Below are 15,891 nucleotides of genomic sequence, written 5' to 3' on the forward strand. Positions count from 1 at the left end.
ATAATCTCCTTCCGTTAGTTGCATTTTTGGACTAATTGGCTAATGGCCTGGTTATAGGGCGTACGTAGTATACCATATTCAGTAATAATGGCCGCTACCAGGTTATTGGGGGTTACATCAAAGGCTGGATTAAATACGTTTACGCCCTGTGGTGCCACACAATTGCCACCTAAAGATGTAACCTCAGTTGCACACCGCTCTTCTATGGGAATGTCAGCACCGGAATGTATAGTGAAGTCAAACGTAGATGATGGTGCAGCGACATAAAATGGAATACCGTGCTCTTTAGCCAGCACGGCTACACTGTAAGTACCAATCTTATTGGCAACATCACCATTTAACGCAATCCGGTCAGCCCCGACGATAACAGCCTGAACCATATTATTTTTCATGACCCAGCCTGCCATATTGTCGGTAATTAAAGTTACTGGAATGCCGGCTTGCATTAGTTCCCAGGCGGTGAGCCTGGCCCCCTGTAATAGTGGCCGGGTTTCATCGGCAAAGACCTGGGTAATATTGCCCTGTTCCCATGCTTTACAGACGACCCCCAAGGCTGTGCCAATGGCTACTGTAGCCAGAGCTCCGGCGTTGCAATGGGTCAACACCGCGGTAGGCTTAGTAAACAGGCTTGCCCCGTGAACTGCCATTTTTTCATTTACCGCTTTGTCTTTTTCAGCAATTGCAATCGCTGCTTGTTCTAACACCGTAATAGCTGCGTTACTATCGGTATTTTCGGCCATTTGGTCAAGGACAGTCAGCATGCGGTCAATCGCCCAAAACAAGTTTACTGCTGTTGGTCTGGTTTGGCGGAGTATACTGGCAATTTGTGTTACTTTTTCCTTAAACTCAGGCATAGCAAGTTCAGTAAGCTTGCCGGCACCCAGCACCAAAGCGAAAGCTGCTGCTGCTCCAATCGCCGGAGCACCGCGCACTTCCAGCCGTCTTATGGCTTCTGCTACCCGCTGCCAGTCATGACACTCAATATATTCAAGCCTAGCTGGCAACAAGGTCTGATTTAACAGGGTAAGACAATTATTTGACCAAACAATAGAACGCATGGGTAAGCCTCCTTACAGTTTAAATCCTCCATATTCGGCTAAAGCATGCTTACAGGTACAATCAGTTTCCGGAGCCAACTGTTCTATAGTTGCGAGAATCAGCCGTTTAATATTTTCGGTATTAGCCTGCATAGTTTCCAGGACTTCATGATGGGTTAGCGGCTGCGGCGAAATACCGGCAGCAAAGTTGGTAACCATCGAAACTGTGGCATAACACATTTCAGCCTCTCGGGCTAAAACTACTTCCGGTACATTGGTCATGCCAACAACATCACCGCCGAATTTAGCAAACATCTTAATTTCAGCCGGTGTCTCAAAGCGAGGACCATCAGTGCAGATATATGTCCCCTGCTGATGAAAAGGAATGGAAAGTTTTTTGGCAGCTTCAAACATTACATTACGGATTGACGGGCAATAGGGTGTTGTTACGTCAACATGAACAACACCCCGTTCCCCACCTTCATAAAAGGTTGTTGTCCGGTTTTTTACAAAATCAAGAAATTGGTCAATAACTACAAACTCGCCTGGTTTCATGTCCGGATTAAGTGAACCTACAGCTGTTGTCGCAATGATATTTTGTACACCTAGTTTTTTTATGGCCCAGATATTGGCCCGGTAGTTAATTAAGTGTGGCGGAATCGAATGATTACTGCCATGGCGCGGGATGAATGCAACCTCTTTACCAGCATATTCACCGCTTTTACAATGTACAATACCATAAGGAGTAGGAATCCATTGTTCCCGAATATTATTTAAGATTTTGGGATCATATACACCAGTTCCGCCAATGATGGCAATTTCCATAGTTTATCACCCTGCCTATTTATTTTCTATATTGCAGATAGTTAGTAAATCTTCAATAGTAGTAAGCACATAGTCTGGTTGCTCGGCAAGCAGCTGGTGCCAGGCAATTTGCGTCCAACGGACAGCGGCAGTTTTAACTCCGGCTGCACGTGCACTGGCCAGGTCAAAGGGGCTGTCGCCCACCATTAAACATTCAGCCGGCGCAAGTTTGATTTGCTCCAGCGCCCGCAGCACCGGTTCAGGATTTGGCTTATGTTTTTGGCATTCCTCATGACCAATAACGACAGAAAAGTATTTATCCATAGCAAACAGCTTCAATCCGCGGATAGCAGTACTTTTGGACTTTGACGTCACTATCGCCAGAAGTATGCCATTGTTATAGAGTTTCTGCATAGTTTCCGGTACACTGGCAAAGCCGGTCGTCAGTTCATCATGATAGGTAAGGTTGAACTGACGATATGTCGTAATTAGTTCCTCAACTTTATCCGGGCCGTAATGCTCCATGGCATCTCTGAGGGGTTTACCAAAAAAAGCATATACTTCCTGCGGAGTAAGTGTTCGCCCATAATGCTGTATAAAGGTGTGTTGAAAAGAACGGACGATCAAATTTGAAGTATCGATCAGTGTACCGTCCAGATCAAATAAAATTCCTTTAAATTCCAATGTTATCCTCCTAGATATGCCGCTAAAAAAGAATTGCTTGTCCACCCTATATAGTATTTTGATCTTATTTTTCAATTTATAAAGTGGACATAAAATTGCCCACTTCTCCGCGACATTATTCCAGTCAAGCTATGTAAGTAATTATTCAAGATTAAAAAAAAAATCCCTGCTTACACAGTTGGCATAAATTACAAATTTACGCCAATAAAGCCGCCTAATGCCCCGGCTAAACTACCAGCAGCAATCTTATTACCCAGCATAAGCCAGGATATCTGCTCCTGACCTAGTTCAATTCCGATACCTACTGAGAATAGTACATATACAATACCAACAGCACAGCCTATAAGTAAGCCCTTTGCAGCTGTTTGTTTTGTTGCATAAACACTGCCAACAAAAATGCTAATCATCGTAACTGCTACCATTATGTATTCAAGATAGTTGTCGATAAATCCATTTTCAGATATCAGACTAATTATCGACAGGCCTACAGCACAAATGAGTGAGATAACAATACTAACAGTTACTCCTTTGAAAATAGCCATAGAACTAGTGATATTTCGTGGGACTTGGGGGTTTTTTGTCCGTCTGGAAGCTTTGGCCATAATACTCCCTCCTGCAAAACCTTTTACTGTAAATTTATGCAAATAATGGCCAAATATACCGGACTTCTGATAAGTTTATAAACCCCAGGTCCCTAATGCATTCATAATCCCATAGTTGGTTAAATCGAAGTGAATCGGTGTAATTGAAATCTTGCCGTTTTGGACAGCAACTATGTCGCTGTCTGGAGCATTTTCGGTATCTGAAACATGACCACTCATCCAGTAATAGGTGCGACCGCGGGGATCCTGGCGGCGTTCAAACGTATTTTCATAGTTTCGAACGCCCAGCTTGGTAATGGCTATCCCCTTTAATTGGCTTTCTGGTAAAGCCGGAACATTGACATTAAGCAGGGTATTGGGTGGTAAACTTCGATTAATCATGGTTTCAATCACTTTTCTTGCCGTTTTGGCGGCTGGTTCGAAATCAAAGGTCTCCCAACTGTCTAATGACATCGCGATTGCCGGCAAACCATGCAGTGCCCCTTCAATAGCAGCACTAACAGTACCTGAATATAAAACATCGGTACCCATATTTGAACCCTGATTAATTCCAGAAACAATAATATCAGGTAGATCATCTGCCAACAGAGATTCTAAAGCGACTTTAACACAGTCGGTAGGTGTGCCGCCGACCCGCCAAGCGCAAATATTGGCATCTAAAGGATGTTCATCTACCCAAATGGGATGATGTACAGTAATGGCCTGACTTGAGGCACTTTTTTCACTATCTGGCGCTACCACCGAAATTCTGGCAAAGTGAGATAATTCTTGCCATAGTGCTTTTATTCCTGGTGCAAGTATGCCGTCGTCATTTGTCAATAGTATATGCAAAAGCCACAACCCCCCAACATTATAATTTATCACACTCTAATTCTGTGGACAATATTTAACAGCTGACCGGGGAGATTCCCATACCTGGACACAGCGTATTTTAATTGTTTGCTGAAAGATAGACTGCTTCGCCAAGGAATCATAGATATATTTTGCTATATTTTCGGCAGTAGGATTCATTGCCTTAAAAGCCGGCAAATCGTTTAAATAATAATGATCAAGCTTGTCAATTACTTTGCCGACCTCGGCCTTAAGGTCTTTAAAGTCCATTACCATGCCTAAATGATTAAGTTCATGACCAGTAACAGTAACTTCCACTTTCCAATTATGTCCGTGCAGACGGCTGCACTTACCCGGATAGTCAGGCAATTGATGGGCAGCCTCAAATTCAGCAAGAATAGTTAACTCATACATAATAACGCCTCCTTGAACAATACATTTTATTAGGATATAGATATACTTTGGAACACTCTGTCAAAGTATTCAATTGTATATAAAAAAAGATGAGTGTTAACTCACCTTTTATTTGATAGCTTGCTTACTTACAAGGCTTTCCTTGGAAAACTCAGTCGAATTACTTAAAAGTACATCTTGATAACTAAGGCTGCGGGTATGTTTAGTGTGACTCCAGTTGCGCTCATGGCGGTGTAGATAACCTACGAACGTTATTGGTATCCAACTGTATATAAAAAGCGGGTAGAAAATGGAATAAATCCATGTTTTCCAGTTAGCACGAATTTTAAACAAAATAATCGCTGGAAAAATATATTGGCCAACGCCAATAATTGTCCACACTTCAATAGGCAAAACCATATAAAGAATATTGGTATAAAATGGCGTAATATAACCAATATAACTGAATAGCACAAACATTGTTGATAATAGTAAGAAATACGGTTGAATCAAATGAAGTATGCCATCCAAAATTCTAATATCGCGCCGTTTTATTCCTTCTATAAGTAGTTTAGGAATGAAACGACCGGCAACATCAAAGTGGCCCTGGGCCCAACGTTTACGCTGCTTCCATGATTGTTTGAATGTGAGCGGTTTTTCATCATAAACTATGGCATCATGCGCCCACGTGGTACGAATACCAATCAGCAGTACTTTCATCGTAAATTCCATATCTTCGGTAAGACAGGTGGCACCCCAACCAAATTTTTTGAGGATATCTGTTGAAATACACATGCCGGTGCCGCCTAAAACACTTGACAACCCTACGTTATATTTAGCCAAATGCCAAATGTGGTTTACCACCCAGAAGGAAATGGCAAAAGTAGCCGAAATCCAGGTATCATTCGGATTTTTGGCGTCAAGGTAGCCTTGAATGACCTTTTCGCCTTTGCACAGGCGATTATTCATTTCCAGAAGGAAATTTGTATCTACTAAATTATCGGCATCAAAGACAACTACCGCATCATACTGTTTTTTCTGTGTAAACAGTTTTTCAAACATCCACTCCATAGCATAGCCTTTGCCCTTCTGATCAAGACTAAACCGCTCGTGCACAATTGCACCGGCATTTTTTGCAATCAGGGCTGTTTTATCTTTGCAGTTATCCGCTATGACGTAAATATCATACAGTTCACTGGGATAATTAAGTATATGTAAATTTTCTACTAATTGACCAATGACCTGTTCTTCATTATGGGCAGCCACGATAACGGCGAATGTATTCTTGGGAGTAGTAATTTTACTTTCATGTCTTTTAAAAATCCCAAAAAATGCAAGGAAAAAGTAGTACAGAGTAAAAAAACAATAATGAGTTGCATGGGAATCATTATATAATCAAAAATATAATTCATGGATTATTCTCCTTACAAAATCCTGTGTTAACGAATACCATGGTTTACAGGATTTATACACGGTTTTCCTGAAACTTTTCATAATAAATCATATGCTGATTTTTGAGGTACATGATTTATTTTTTGCTGTCTGGCGAAGATCGTCTTACCCGGCCTGACGGTGGTCAAATAAGCCAAAAATTGTATTTAAGATACCAAACAGCGCATAAACAAAAAACGGCACAAATAAAACAGACTTGAATGTCAGAAATAATATATATACACCGATAGCTACAGTGATAATTGCCGGAATTGTGCGAATGGGTTCGCCATCTTTGCCTTTAAAATCAGGATAACGGATGGTGCTGACCATTAAGTAGGCAAAAACAGCTACCATAAGCGGAAAAAGCCAACCGGAAGGTTTCATATCAAGCATGACAAAAGTCGCAATTACACAGCCGCCGGCAGGTATTGGCAAGCCCATAAAGTATCCTTTTACTGTACTCGTATTAACATTAAATCTCGCCAAACGCAAAGCGCCGCAGGTCGCAAACGCAGCGGCTATGAAAGCGCCGCCGGAAAAGTCTTTCAGCATATAAGCATATGCCATAACGGCTGGAGCTACGCCAAAAGATACTAAGTCACATAAAGAATCAAGTTCTTTACCAAAATCGCTGCTTACGCCAAAATACCGGGCTACCCGCCCGTCCAGGCCATCTGCCACCATAGCAGAGACAACAAACAACGCTGCATAGGTAAACTCACCTTGAAACGTAAATAGTATCGCAAACATACCCAAAACAAGATTGAGTGTAGTTACTATATTAGGAATAGCGTTTTTCACTCTTCCATTACCCTCCCTATTACTGTTTTTCCGCCGATTACTCTATCCCCCTTTTTTACTAAAATTTCTACTGTTGGTGGTACAATAAGTTCAGTACAAGAACCAAATTTAATAAGTCCGTAGCGTTCGCCCTGTTTAAGAACAGTACCTAATGTAACCCAGGAAACTATTCGCCGGGCTAAAATTCCGGCAATTTGGGTGACTAATACACGCATTTTCTCATTTTCCAAGCCGATAGCATGACGTTCATTTTCACAGGCTGCGGATTCTTTATAGGCCGGTTTAAATCTACCACAAGTATATTGTTGAAATTTAATTTCCCCTCTGACAGGGCTGCGATTAACATGAACGTCAAATACTGACAAAAAAATAGTAATCTTTAACCCTTTATCATTTAAAAACTGGTCATCGTAAACTTCCGCAATACCCATTACTTTACCATCTGCAGGCGATAATATTAAATTATCATCATCAGGAAAATTGCGTTTGGGATTACGGAAAAAGAACGTAACAAAAGCTGTTAATATCCCGGGAATAATAGCCCAGGGGGCGCCCAGGTTTAAGGCAGTAATAATTGTAACCAGTCCAAGTATTGCAATATATGTGTATCCTTCTTTTACTATAGGATTTCTTACCATCTATCCACCTCCCTGCCAAAAACCTCCTCATAGTATCAAACCAAAAAGCAAGTTCAGTATATCAGTATAATATACTTAGTTTACTTTGTCTAATCTTTTTTCCTTAACATGACTTTAAGAGCAAACTTTGGCAATGCCAGCATTCTGATAGCACGCTGAGGCTGACAAAGTAAACGGAACAACCACTCCAAACTAGTACGCTGCATCCATAACGGTGCACGTTTAACAGCACCAGCCATTACATCAAAGGTTCCACCCACTCCCATACATACAGGGACACCCAGTTTTTCCAGGTTCTTAGCCAGCCACTTTTCCTGTCTGGGAACCCCTAAAGCTGCCAATAAAATATCCGGTTTGGCAGCTGTAATAGTTTGAATAATAGCGGGTTCATCTTCTGCCGTAAAAAATCCATGTTTTGTCCCGACTATACATAATCCGGGGTAACGCGCCAGCGCCATAGTTTTGGCTTTAGCAACAATGTCAGGCTGGCTGCCAAATAGAAATACACGATATCCTTTTTTTGAAGCCTCTAATAACAGGTTTTGGGCCAGATCATAGCCGGCTACCCGTTCTACAATAGTATTTCCTTGATGTCTTATCGCCCATACCACACCAGCGCCATCGGGAACTACTAAATGAGAATTGGCAAGGATAGCAGCCAATTCGTTGTCTTCTTGTGCCAGCATCACCATTTCAGCATTGGCTGTGGCCACTAAATGCGGCGTTTTTTCGGCAATAAACTGCTCAAGTTTGACTACTGCTTCAGACATGGTTACAGTATCAATCGAAACGTCTAAGACGGTTGCTTTTATACCCACTGACAACTATGTACTCCTTACAATTGTTTTACATTCCTTAGCACATTGTACCACAAGTTTAAAATGACGGCAATCTCGACCAGGGCCATTTCCAGAAAGGCTGGTTTTTTTGTTCCTGTTGTTCAGGCGGTTGCGGCTGAGTTTCGTCAGGAGTTAACCATTGTTTAATACGGTCGTTCATACGCGGAGCTGTTGGCTCAGTACCTTTAATAAAAGCGCTGTACTCAGTTTCCCTGCAGCCACTTCCAGCCAGCTTGCCTGTGCTTGTACAAACAGGAATACCTACAACTACATTCGGCGGGATGGGAAAATCAGCAGGCGGCATACCGGCTACTATTTTAGAAAGCATTTTTCCCCATAGTGCTGATACTTCAGTACCAGAAATGCTGACAGGCTTGCGGTTGTCATTCCCGACATAAATGCCTACTACAATATCTGGCGTATAACCGATAAACCAGGCCGTTTCATAGTTATCTGTAGTGCCTGTTTTACCGGCAGCGGGACGGCCTAGATTAGCCGGTGTGGCAGTACCGTCCTGCAATACACCTCTTAGCATATCTGTTAAAATGTAGGCTGTATCTGGCTTAAGCACTGACTGTTGCTCTATTCTTCCTTCCTCAAGCACCTGACCATGTTCATCAAGTACCTTCACGATTGCCATCGGTTTAGATAATACGCCGTTATTGGCAAAAGCCGTATAGGCTGTTGTTAATTCCCATAAACTGACCCCTTGAGTTAAGCCGCCTAATGCCGAGGCCAGATTATTATCTTCAGGTGTCAAAGTAGTAATACCCATAGTTTTCGCAAGGTTTAAAACTTGGTCAATGCCGATCTGCTGTCCTAGCTTAACGGCAGCTATATTGACTGACCAGCGCAGCGCTTTTTTCATAGTTATTGGTCCACGGTATTTTTTATCATAGTTAAGTGGCGAATAGCCATTTATATTAATAGGTTCATCAATAATAATAGCGTTAGCAGTGAGTCCCTGATTAATCGCCGTTGCATATAAAAATGGTTTAAAAGCCGATCCGGGTTGGCGAACTTCAGCAAACACCCTATTGATCTGACTTTCCTCATAATTACGCCCACCAACCATAGCTTTAATATATCCTGTTTTGGAGTCAAGTGCCAATACGGCTCCCTGCATTTGCCCTAACACAGCCTCGGCTGCTTGCTGCTGACTAATGTCAAGTGTTGTATACACCTTGAGCCCGCCTTTATATACCCGATCTGCACCATAACGATCAACTAATTCCTTAGCTACATAGTCAAGAAAGTAAGAAGCCTGGACTACCCGCTTTTTTTTACCAGCAAGCGTAATCGGCTCAACTTTGGCGCGTGCCGCTTCTTGCTGCGTGATATAGCCCGCTTTAACCATACTGTCCAGCACTACTGCCCGGCGTTCTATAGCTGCCTTCATATCAACATAAGGCGAATAGATATTTGGTCCGCGCGGTAGTCCTGCCAGCACAGCACTTTCAGATAAAGTCAGCTCGTTAGCATGTTTGCCAAAATACATTTGAGCGGCAGCCTCTACACCATAAGCCCCTTCGCCAAAATATACCTGATTTAAGTAGGCTTGTAAGATCTCTTGCTTCGAAAATTTATAATCAATAACTAACGCTAGCACCGCCTCTTTTACTTTGCGAATAAATGTTCGTTCCTGTGTAAGAAACATATTTTTTGCCAATTGCTGGGTTATAGTACTACCGCCTTCCACCAGAGAGCCCCGGCGGATATTGACCACGACAGCACGAATAATACCAATCGGATCTATACCAAAATGATTATAGAAGCGAGTGTCTTCATTGGCTATAATGGCTTGCTGAATATAAGGTGACATACTATTAATAGTTACTACTATCCGGTTTTCCTCAAACAATTTAGAAATCAACTGCCCATTTATATCAAATACCTGAGTAGCAGCTACTAGATTTAAATCGTTTAAACTGTCAGTTCCCGGCAATCCCAGAAAAGCAAAACACGTATTAACCGACATTGCAAATAGGAGAGCCAGAATAGTAACTCTAATGCTGGTTTTTTTCATAGGTATACACTCCTCTTAGAAATAGTATCCCCAAGCTTTCTTACTTTACATGCAGGAATAGACGTTCTTATAGAGAATATACGAAAATTAGACATGATTATTAAAATATTTAATCAGGAGCGCCATATGCAACATACATCGAAATTTTTTCAGACAATGTGTGCGTTAAGTGTCATTTGCCTCACACTATTGGTATCGTCACCGTTAGCTTTACTTGCTTTCTCTGATTCGGCCCCGTCTATACCTGTATCCGATCCACCTAACGATCAGGAAGACCCTGACCCTGAACCTGGACCTGAAAGTAAGTATACCATACCTAACAATGCAATAGATGCCTACTATATGAATGAAAATCCAGATAATTCCCCCATCCCGTCAAAACCGGTTTACGACGTGTTTACTGTGGAAGAGCGGCAAGCACAAGGATTGGTCCTGGAAGTTCCTAAGGTAAGTCCATATTATGGACAAAAGGTAGTTTATCTTACTTTCGACGATGGACCTGAGCCGGAAAATACGCCTGCTATCCTTGCTATTTTGAAAAACCAGGGCATAAAGGCCACCTTCTTTGTTGTCGGTAATCAGGTTGAAAAATATCCGGCGATTTTGCGCCAAATTTATCAAGACGGCCATGCTATAGGTAATCATTCTTACAATCATGTCTACCGTGAACTGTATCAATCAACTAACAGTTATTTTTCCCAACTTCGTCATACTGATGAAATAATTAAAAATATACTTGGCGTACGCCCCCGCATTTCCCGGGCACCTGGCGGTTCAACCGGAAGTTTTACCAAAGAATACTGGGCAACCTTAAAAAACCTTGGCTATACGGAGGTTGGCTGGAATATTAGTTCAGGCGATGCCTCCAGTGCAAAGGCCGGCCAACTGGTAAATAATATTGCTGCCCAAATGGACAACAAAAATTTATGGAGCCATGCAACTTTGCTGATGCATGATGGCCGTGGCCATGCCGAAACAGTAAAAGCGCTGCCGGCGATTATTAAATTTTATAAAGATCGCCAATTTGAGTTTCGGGTAGTTAATTTTGAAACACCGTCACCGTGGTAAGATAAATAAAATGCTTTGGACAAATTAAATGTCCAAAGCATTTTTGTTGTTTTACTTATCAGCCACTATAGTTTGGTGCTTCTTTTGTAATACTGATATCATGCGGATGGCTTTCTCTCAGACCGGCACCGGTGATCCGGATAAATTGGGTTTTAGTGATAAGTTCCTGAATATTACGTACACCACAATACCCCATTCCGGCGCGAAGACCGCCAATTAGCTGGAATACCGTATCAGCTACTGAACCCTTATACGGTACTCGGCCTTCAATTCCCTCAGGGACCAGCTTGTCCATGTTTTCCTGGAAGTAACGATCCTTGCTGCCTTCGGCCATAGCTCCCAGTGAGCCCATACCCCGATATACTTTATAGCTGCGCCCTTGATAAATAATGGTTTCTCCCGGGCTTTCTTCGGTACCGGCAAGTAAGTTACCGACCATTACAATCTGAGCACCAGCGGCAATAGCCTTAGCTACATCACCTGAGTATTTGATACCACCATCGGCTATAATCGGTACATTGTACTCCTGTGCAGCTTTAGCACAATTATAAATTGCCGTAATCTGAGGTACACCAATACCGGCAATTACCCGGGTCGTACAAATAGAACCTGGTCCAATGCCAACTTTAACAGCATCTGCACCTGATTCGATTAAGGCACGGGTGGCTTCGGCAGTGGCAACGTTGCCTGCAATAAGATCCACATGCGGAAAAGCATTTTTGATTTTCCGTACACAGTCAAGCACTCCTGTTGAATGACCGTGCGCGGTATCAACAACAATGACATCAACCTTAGCGCCGACAACGGCCTCAACACGGTCCATCATATCAGAACCTACGCCGATGGCGGCAGCTACTAACAGACGTCCTTTAGGATCTTTGGCGGAATTAGGGTATTTCTGGGCTTTTTCGATATCCTTGATGGTAATAAGTCCTTTTAAGTTACCATCAGTATCAAGTAATGGCAATTTCTCAATCCGGTGTTCACGCAAAATTTCTTTGGCCTGCGTTAGCGATGTGCCAACAGGTGCAGTAATGAGGTGCTCTCTCGTCATGCAGTCACCAATCTTGCGGCTTAAATCAGTTTCAAAACGAAGGTCACGATTGGTTAAGATACCTACTAATTTACCATTATCAGTTACCGGAACACCAGATATATGGTATTTTTCCATAAGGTCATGGGCATCTTGCAGTAAATTATCAGGTGATAAAAAAATGGGATCAACAATAATACCATGCTCAGAACGTTTGACTTTGTCAATCTCGTTGGCCTGAGCAGCAATAGGCATATTTTTATGGATTACCCCTACCCCGCCCTCACGTGCCATGGCAATTGCCATTCGAGCCTCGGTAACAGTGTCCATTCCCGAACTAATGATAGGAATGTTAAGCTTAATGTTTTTGGTTAAAAAGGTAGATACTTCAACTTCTCTGGGCAAAACATCGGATTTGGCAGGTACAAGTAATACATCATCAAATGTTAAGCCTTCTGGGCCAAATTTGTTGTCAAACATTAACAGAACTCCTTTCGTACACAACATGATCATAAAGGTATTTCCCAATATAATAACATAAATAAACTTGCCAAAGCTACCACTTTTTATGTAAGTACAAAAAAAATAATACACTGCCTGACGAAACCGTCAGGCAGTGTTGCTAGTTAAGGACATAAACTCTTACATTTTGGACACCAAAGTCATAGGCTTTATCGACAGAATGCATTGCAATGTCAATACGGTTTCCTTTAATTGCGCCGCCTGTATCTTCGGCAATACCATACATGCTATTGCCATCGGCAAATTCAATATATACTCTTGAACCAAGCGGAATAACATTGGGATCGACGGCAATTACGCCTGGACGAACCTGGGTTCCCATATAGGTTAAATTGCCCCATTGGGCATTATCGTGCGGACCGGCAGCGTAGGCGGTAGCTTTTATGTCCAGGACGGCCTTATAACGTCCTGGTGCAGTGCCGCGCGATGCTTCCGGCATACGACCACCGTATAGGCTTTGTAAAGTATCCTGACCGACAACACCATCGGCAGTAAGGTTTTTTGCCTGTTGAAAGTTCATTACCGCCTGTTCGGTAGTTTCACCAAAAATACCGTCAACAGTAAGATTGCTATACCCCAAATCACTAAGCTTAGTTTGCAGTTCAATTACATCCTGGCCTGTCATACCGATGCTAAGTGTTTGGTCGCCAAGGGCAGCAAAAGTCAGCGGTGTCCAGATGGTAGCTGCTAAAACTGCCATTACAATAGTACTTGTAACGATTTTTTTGATGTTTTTCATAGAAAACACCCCTTTCTAACTGCCTACGAGGTTAGCTGACGGGTTCGGGACAAAGGGAAATCCCTACCGCAATTGCGGATTCACCCCATAAATGGTTCCCCCATTTTCCTTTTTTATTAGGAAATTCGGCATGCTGTTATGATACAGGATAGTTTGGGATGATGCAATTCTTGTTTTAATAAATTATCTGAGAATATTGATTATTAACAGCTAGTTTCTTTATAATGCTTTGGTATGCGCGCCCCTAAATATATATTCCGCATTAAGCGTAAACTAAAGCTGGGTGAGTATATGTTAAAACATTGGTATGAGGCTAAAAGACCACACAAAATACCAGATAAAATCAGCAGCTTACAAGCAGAAAATCAGGATAGTAGCATCGCTGAAAAAAAATATGACATTATTGTTGCCGGGGCCGGTCCAGCCGGATTAACAGCAGCCTATTTTCTGGCTCGTGACGGCCTTAACGTGCTTGTCCTGGAACGCGGTCCTTATGCCGGGGCCAAAAACTGCGGCGGCGCCAGTATTATGGCTGAGCCTACCCATAAACTTTTCCCTAACTTTTGGGAAGAGTGTCATTGTGAACGAATTATCACTGATCAAGCCTATTGGTTGATGACTGAGGATTCTGTTCTTTCTTCAAGATTTCAGAGCGACCGGCTTGCCGCCGCACCTTACAATAAATTTTCTGTTAAGCGTATTAACCTCTATACTTGGCTGGCCGGCAAAGCAACAGAAGCTGGTGCGCAAATACTTTTCAACCATACGGTAAAGCAAGTCGTATTTAACGAGGATGGTCTGGCTGCAGGTGTACTAACGCAAAATGATGGCAAGTTTTTGGCCGATATCATTATTCTGGCAGATGGCGCTAATTCTTTGCTGGCAGAACGTTCAGGGCTGGCGCCCCGGGTAACACCGGAAAACATGTCTCTATATGTAAAAGAGACTATTGCCCTACCAGCAAGTCTGATTGAAGAACGATTTAATTTGCGGCCAGGTCAAGGCACAATAATCGGGTTGCTTGGTTATCCTACTGCCGGATTTAACGGCACTGGTTCCATACATACCTTTAGCGACAGTATTAATATCAGTGTAGGCATGGCGGTAGCCAGTTTTGCCCAAGCAGGCTTTAACCCCAATGACCTCTTAGAACGCGTAAAAAAACACCCCCACATCAAACGGTTAATTGCCGGGGGCCAGACGATTGAATATGGCGGCTCATTAATTCCCGAGGGGGGTTATAACGCTATTCCCCCATTGGTGCATCCCGGCCTGGTGATTATTGGTGACGCCGGTTCACTGGTCAATGGTACACATGGCATAAACCTTGCAATGTGGTCTGGTTTTTATGCAGCCAAAGCCGTCTATGCGGCAAAGATTAGCCGGGATTATTCGATAGGTAAGTTGTCATTATATACCAGGCTTTTACAAGAAAGCTTTATTATACAAGATTTACAAGCTAACGCCGGTGCTGCCGCGTTAATGCGTAAAATTCCCTATGCTTTTGATCTTTATTCCCATATGGCAAACGAAGCGGCTTATCAGGTTTCGCGAGTATATACCATGCCCAAACGGGCCAAGCGGCTTATGATATACAAAAAAATGACAAGCATGCAGCCAGTCTTGAAGATATTGTCCGATATTTGGCAAACGTGGAAGGTGATTCACTAATGCAACTACAGGATAAAATTGTGCTCATACATTTTAATCCAGATAACACCATTCAGCATGTTGCTGTACAAAATCAGGAACACTGCCTTACCTGTGAAGAGAAGCAATGCCTAACCATCTGTCCTACCGGCGTATTTAAATGGGACTGCCACTCAGGCAGTCCCATACTGGTACATTATAAACAATGTGTTGAATGCGGTGCCTGCCGTCTAATTTGCCGGTTTGACAACATCCTGTTTGAGTATCCGCCAGGAGGCATGGGAGTGGCGTACCGGGAAGGCTAATCCTTTCCCAGTGCAAACGGTGCAAACCCGATCTCTCCCCAATAGTGGTTATAGTATATCTGGATAATAGCATCCAGTCTTCTGCACAAAATCTTCTTTACATGACTAAGGGAACTAAAAAATAATCGAGTCTGAGGCTGGGCGCTGTTCGCAGCTGCCTGTTGGTAAAATTGGACTGTCTTATCGGTAGCCACGTAGATAGGCCACAGAGTTGTAAATACCAGCAAACTGGCGTTAGTGGCATCGGTATGTAAAGTAAGTTGCTGCCATGAGGTATCTGAGCCAAGTAATTGGTCCTCTGTTACCAGCGGATACGGAGCGATGTCGATATTTACTGTGCTGGCTGCTGATAACAGCTCCAAAAAATTCATTTGGCAGTTATGGATCAGCGTGATTACCGGTATAATATCAGCTGGAGCAGCTAGCTTTGTTAACTGACTGTTTATCGCGGTTTCAAGTTCAATCGCAAAATGTAGCGGTAGCAT

The 15,891-nt window shown here is 42.7% G+C and carries 16 protein-coding genes, 1 pseudogene and 1 riboswitch; of the genes and pseudogenes, 3 read left to right on the plus strand and 14 right to left on the minus strand.

The window, feature by feature from the left end; genetic code table 11:
* Positions 1 to 14: 14 nt before the first annotated feature.
* The 11 genes and pseudogenes from mtnA to AC1ECB_RS10910 form a co-directional block, all read right to left on the minus strand.
* Complete coding sequence (mtnA, locus tag AC1ECB_RS10860) at positions 15 to 1,058, minus strand: S-methyl-5-thioribose-1-phosphate isomerase (RefSeq protein WP_485668716.1); 1,044 nt, start codon at positions 1,056 to 1,058, stop codon at positions 15 to 17.
* 12 nt (positions 1,059 to 1,070) lie between these two features.
* Complete coding sequence (mtnP, locus tag AC1ECB_RS10865; RefSeq protein WP_485668717.1) at positions 1,071 to 1,862, minus strand: S-methyl-5'-thioadenosine phosphorylase; 792 nt, start codon at positions 1,860 to 1,862, stop codon at positions 1,071 to 1,073.
* A gap of 15 nt (positions 1,863 to 1,877) precedes the next feature.
* Entirely contained in the window at positions 1,878 to 2,525 is a 648-nt protein-coding gene (ppaX, locus tag AC1ECB_RS10870; protein WP_485668718.1) for a pyrophosphatase PpaX, read from the minus strand.
* A gap of 188 nt (positions 2,526 to 2,713) precedes the next feature.
* Positions 2,714 to 3,127 carry a TIGR04086 family membrane protein gene (locus AC1ECB_RS10875; protein ID WP_485668719.1) on the minus strand — a complete coding sequence of 138 codons (414 nt, stop codon included), beginning with the start codon at positions 3,125 to 3,127 and terminating at the stop codon, positions 2,714 to 2,716.
* A gap of 75 nt (positions 3,128 to 3,202) precedes the next feature.
* On the minus strand, positions 3,203 to 3,958 hold the full coding sequence (gene surE / locus AC1ECB_RS10880; protein WP_485668720.1) for a 5'/3'-nucleotidase SurE: 756 nt from the start codon (positions 3,956 to 3,958) through the stop codon (positions 3,203 to 3,205).
* Positions 3,959 to 3,994: 36 nt separating this feature from the next.
* Complete coding sequence (gene queD / locus AC1ECB_RS10885; protein ID WP_485668721.1) at positions 3,995 to 4,372, minus strand: 6-carboxytetrahydropterin synthase QueD; 378 nt, start codon at positions 4,370 to 4,372, stop codon at positions 3,995 to 3,997.
* A gap of 108 nt (positions 4,373 to 4,480) precedes the next feature.
* Positions 4,481 to 5,763 (minus strand): annotated as a pseudogene (locus AC1ECB_RS10890) (glycosyltransferase family 2 protein).
* 145 nt (positions 5,764 to 5,908) lie between these two features.
* Positions 5,909 to 6,586 (minus strand): CDP-diacylglycerol--serine O-phosphatidyltransferase, encoded by a 678-nt coding sequence (gene pssA, locus AC1ECB_RS10895; protein ID WP_485668722.1) that lies wholly within the window; start codon positions 6,584 to 6,586, stop codon positions 5,909 to 5,911.
* Positions 6,583 to 7,224: a phosphatidylserine decarboxylase family protein gene (locus AC1ECB_RS10900; protein ID WP_485668723.1), complete on the minus strand. Its 642-nt coding sequence runs from the start codon at positions 7,222 to 7,224 to the stop codon at positions 6,583 to 6,585. Before AC1ECB_RS10900 ends, pssA begins: the two co-directional genes overlap by 4 nt.
* Positions 7,225 to 7,313: 89 nt before the next feature.
* Positions 7,314 to 7,994, minus strand: coding sequence for a WecB/TagA/CpsF family glycosyltransferase (locus AC1ECB_RS10905; protein ID WP_485669320.1), 681 nt, complete (start codon positions 7,992 to 7,994; stop codon positions 7,314 to 7,316).
* 106 nt (positions 7,995 to 8,100) lie between these two features.
* Positions 8,101 to 10,089 carry a transglycosylase domain-containing protein gene (locus tag AC1ECB_RS10910; RefSeq protein WP_485668724.1) on the minus strand — a complete coding sequence of 663 codons (1,989 nt, stop codon included), beginning with the start codon at positions 10,087 to 10,089 and terminating at the stop codon, positions 8,101 to 8,103.
* A 126-nt stretch (positions 10,090 to 10,215) separates the two neighbouring features.
* Between AC1ECB_RS10910 and AC1ECB_RS10915 the strand changes: the two genes are divergently transcribed.
* Positions 10,216 to 11,157, plus strand: a complete 942-nt coding sequence (locus tag AC1ECB_RS10915) for a polysaccharide deacetylase family protein (RefSeq protein WP_485668725.1) — start codon at positions 10,216 to 10,218, stop codon at positions 11,155 to 11,157.
* 58 nt (positions 11,158 to 11,215) lie between these two features.
* Here AC1ECB_RS10915 and guaB read toward each other — a convergent pair whose 3' ends face one another.
* Positions 11,216 to 12,670, minus strand: coding sequence for an IMP dehydrogenase (gene guaB, locus AC1ECB_RS10920; protein WP_021170519.1), 1,455 nt, complete (start codon positions 12,668 to 12,670; stop codon positions 11,216 to 11,218).
* A 142-nt stretch (positions 12,671 to 12,812) separates the two neighbouring features.
* Entirely contained in the window at positions 12,813 to 13,451 is a 639-nt protein-coding gene (locus AC1ECB_RS10925; protein ID WP_485668726.1) for a peptidoglycan-binding protein, read from the minus strand.
* A 4-nt stretch (positions 13,452 to 13,455) separates the two neighbouring features.
* Positions 13,456 to 13,592: riboswitch (cyclic di-AMP (ydaO/yuaA leader) on the minus strand.
* Positions 13,593 to 13,742: 150 nt separating this feature from the next.
* On the opposite strand from AC1ECB_RS10925, the gene AC1ECB_RS10930 reads away from it, so the two are divergent.
* On the plus strand, positions 13,743 to 15,122 hold the full coding sequence (locus AC1ECB_RS10930) for an FAD-dependent oxidoreductase (RefSeq protein WP_485668727.1): 1,380 nt from the start codon (positions 13,743 to 13,745) through the stop codon (positions 15,120 to 15,122).
* Entirely contained in the window at positions 15,122 to 15,406 is a 285-nt protein-coding gene (locus AC1ECB_RS10935; RefSeq protein ID WP_485668728.1) for a ferredoxin family protein, read from the plus strand. Before AC1ECB_RS10930 ends, AC1ECB_RS10935 begins: the two co-directional genes overlap by 1 nt.
* Here AC1ECB_RS10935 and AC1ECB_RS10940 read toward each other — a convergent pair.
* Positions 15,403 to 15,891, minus strand: a complete 489-nt coding sequence (locus AC1ECB_RS10940; protein WP_485668729.1) for a hypothetical protein — start codon at positions 15,889 to 15,891, stop codon at positions 15,403 to 15,405. The two genes, AC1ECB_RS10935 and AC1ECB_RS10940, sit on opposite strands and share 4 nt — an antisense overlap.

This window comes from Sporomusa sp. 246TCP1, from assembly GCF_057319775.1.

Excerpts from the sequence above, each read along its gene's own strand:
- AC1ECB_RS10935 (WP_485668728.1), top strand. The coding sequence starts at position 15,122 with ATGCAACTACAGGATAAAATTGTGCTCATACATTTTAATCCAGATAAC.
- AC1ECB_RS10875 (WP_485668719.1), bottom strand. The coding sequence starts at position 3,127 with ATGGCCAAAGCTTCCAGACGGACAAAAAACCCCCAAGTCCCACGAAAT.
- guaB (WP_021170519.1), bottom strand. The coding sequence starts at position 12,670 with ATGTTTGACAACAAATTTGGCCCAGAAGGCTTAACATTTGATGATGTA.
- mtnA (WP_485668716.1), bottom strand. The coding sequence starts at position 1,058 with ATGCGTTCTATTGTTTGGTCAAATAATTGTCTTACCCTGTTAAATCAG.
- mtnP (WP_485668717.1), bottom strand. The coding sequence starts at position 1,862 with ATGGAAATTGCCATCATTGGCGGAACTGGTGTATATGATCCCAAAATC.
- AC1ECB_RS10940 (WP_485668729.1), bottom strand. The coding sequence starts at position 15,891 with ATGCTACCGCTACATTTTGCGATTGAACTTGAAACCGCGATAAACAGT.
- AC1ECB_RS10925 (WP_485668726.1), bottom strand. The coding sequence starts at position 13,451 with ATGAAAAACATCAAAAAAATCGTTACAAGTACTATTGTAATGGCAGTT.
- AC1ECB_RS10930 (WP_485668727.1), top strand. The coding sequence starts at position 13,743 with ATGTTAAAACATTGGTATGAGGCTAAAAGACCACACAAAATACCAGAT.
- AC1ECB_RS10915 (WP_485668725.1), top strand. The coding sequence starts at position 10,216 with ATGCAACATACATCGAAATTTTTTCAGACAATGTGTGCGTTAAGTGTC.
- AC1ECB_RS10900 (WP_485668723.1), bottom strand. The coding sequence starts at position 7,224 with ATGGTAAGAAATCCTATAGTAAAAGAAGGATACACATATATTGCAATA.
- queD (WP_485668721.1), bottom strand. The coding sequence starts at position 4,372 with ATGTATGAGTTAACTATTCTTGCTGAATTTGAGGCTGCCCATCAATTG.
- AC1ECB_RS10905 (WP_485669320.1), bottom strand. The coding sequence starts at position 7,994 with ATGTCTGAAGCAGTAGTCAAACTTGAGCAGTTTATTGCCGAAAAAACG.
- AC1ECB_RS10910 (WP_485668724.1), bottom strand. The coding sequence starts at position 10,089 with ATGAAAAAAACCAGCATTAGAGTTACTATTCTGGCTCTCCTATTTGCA.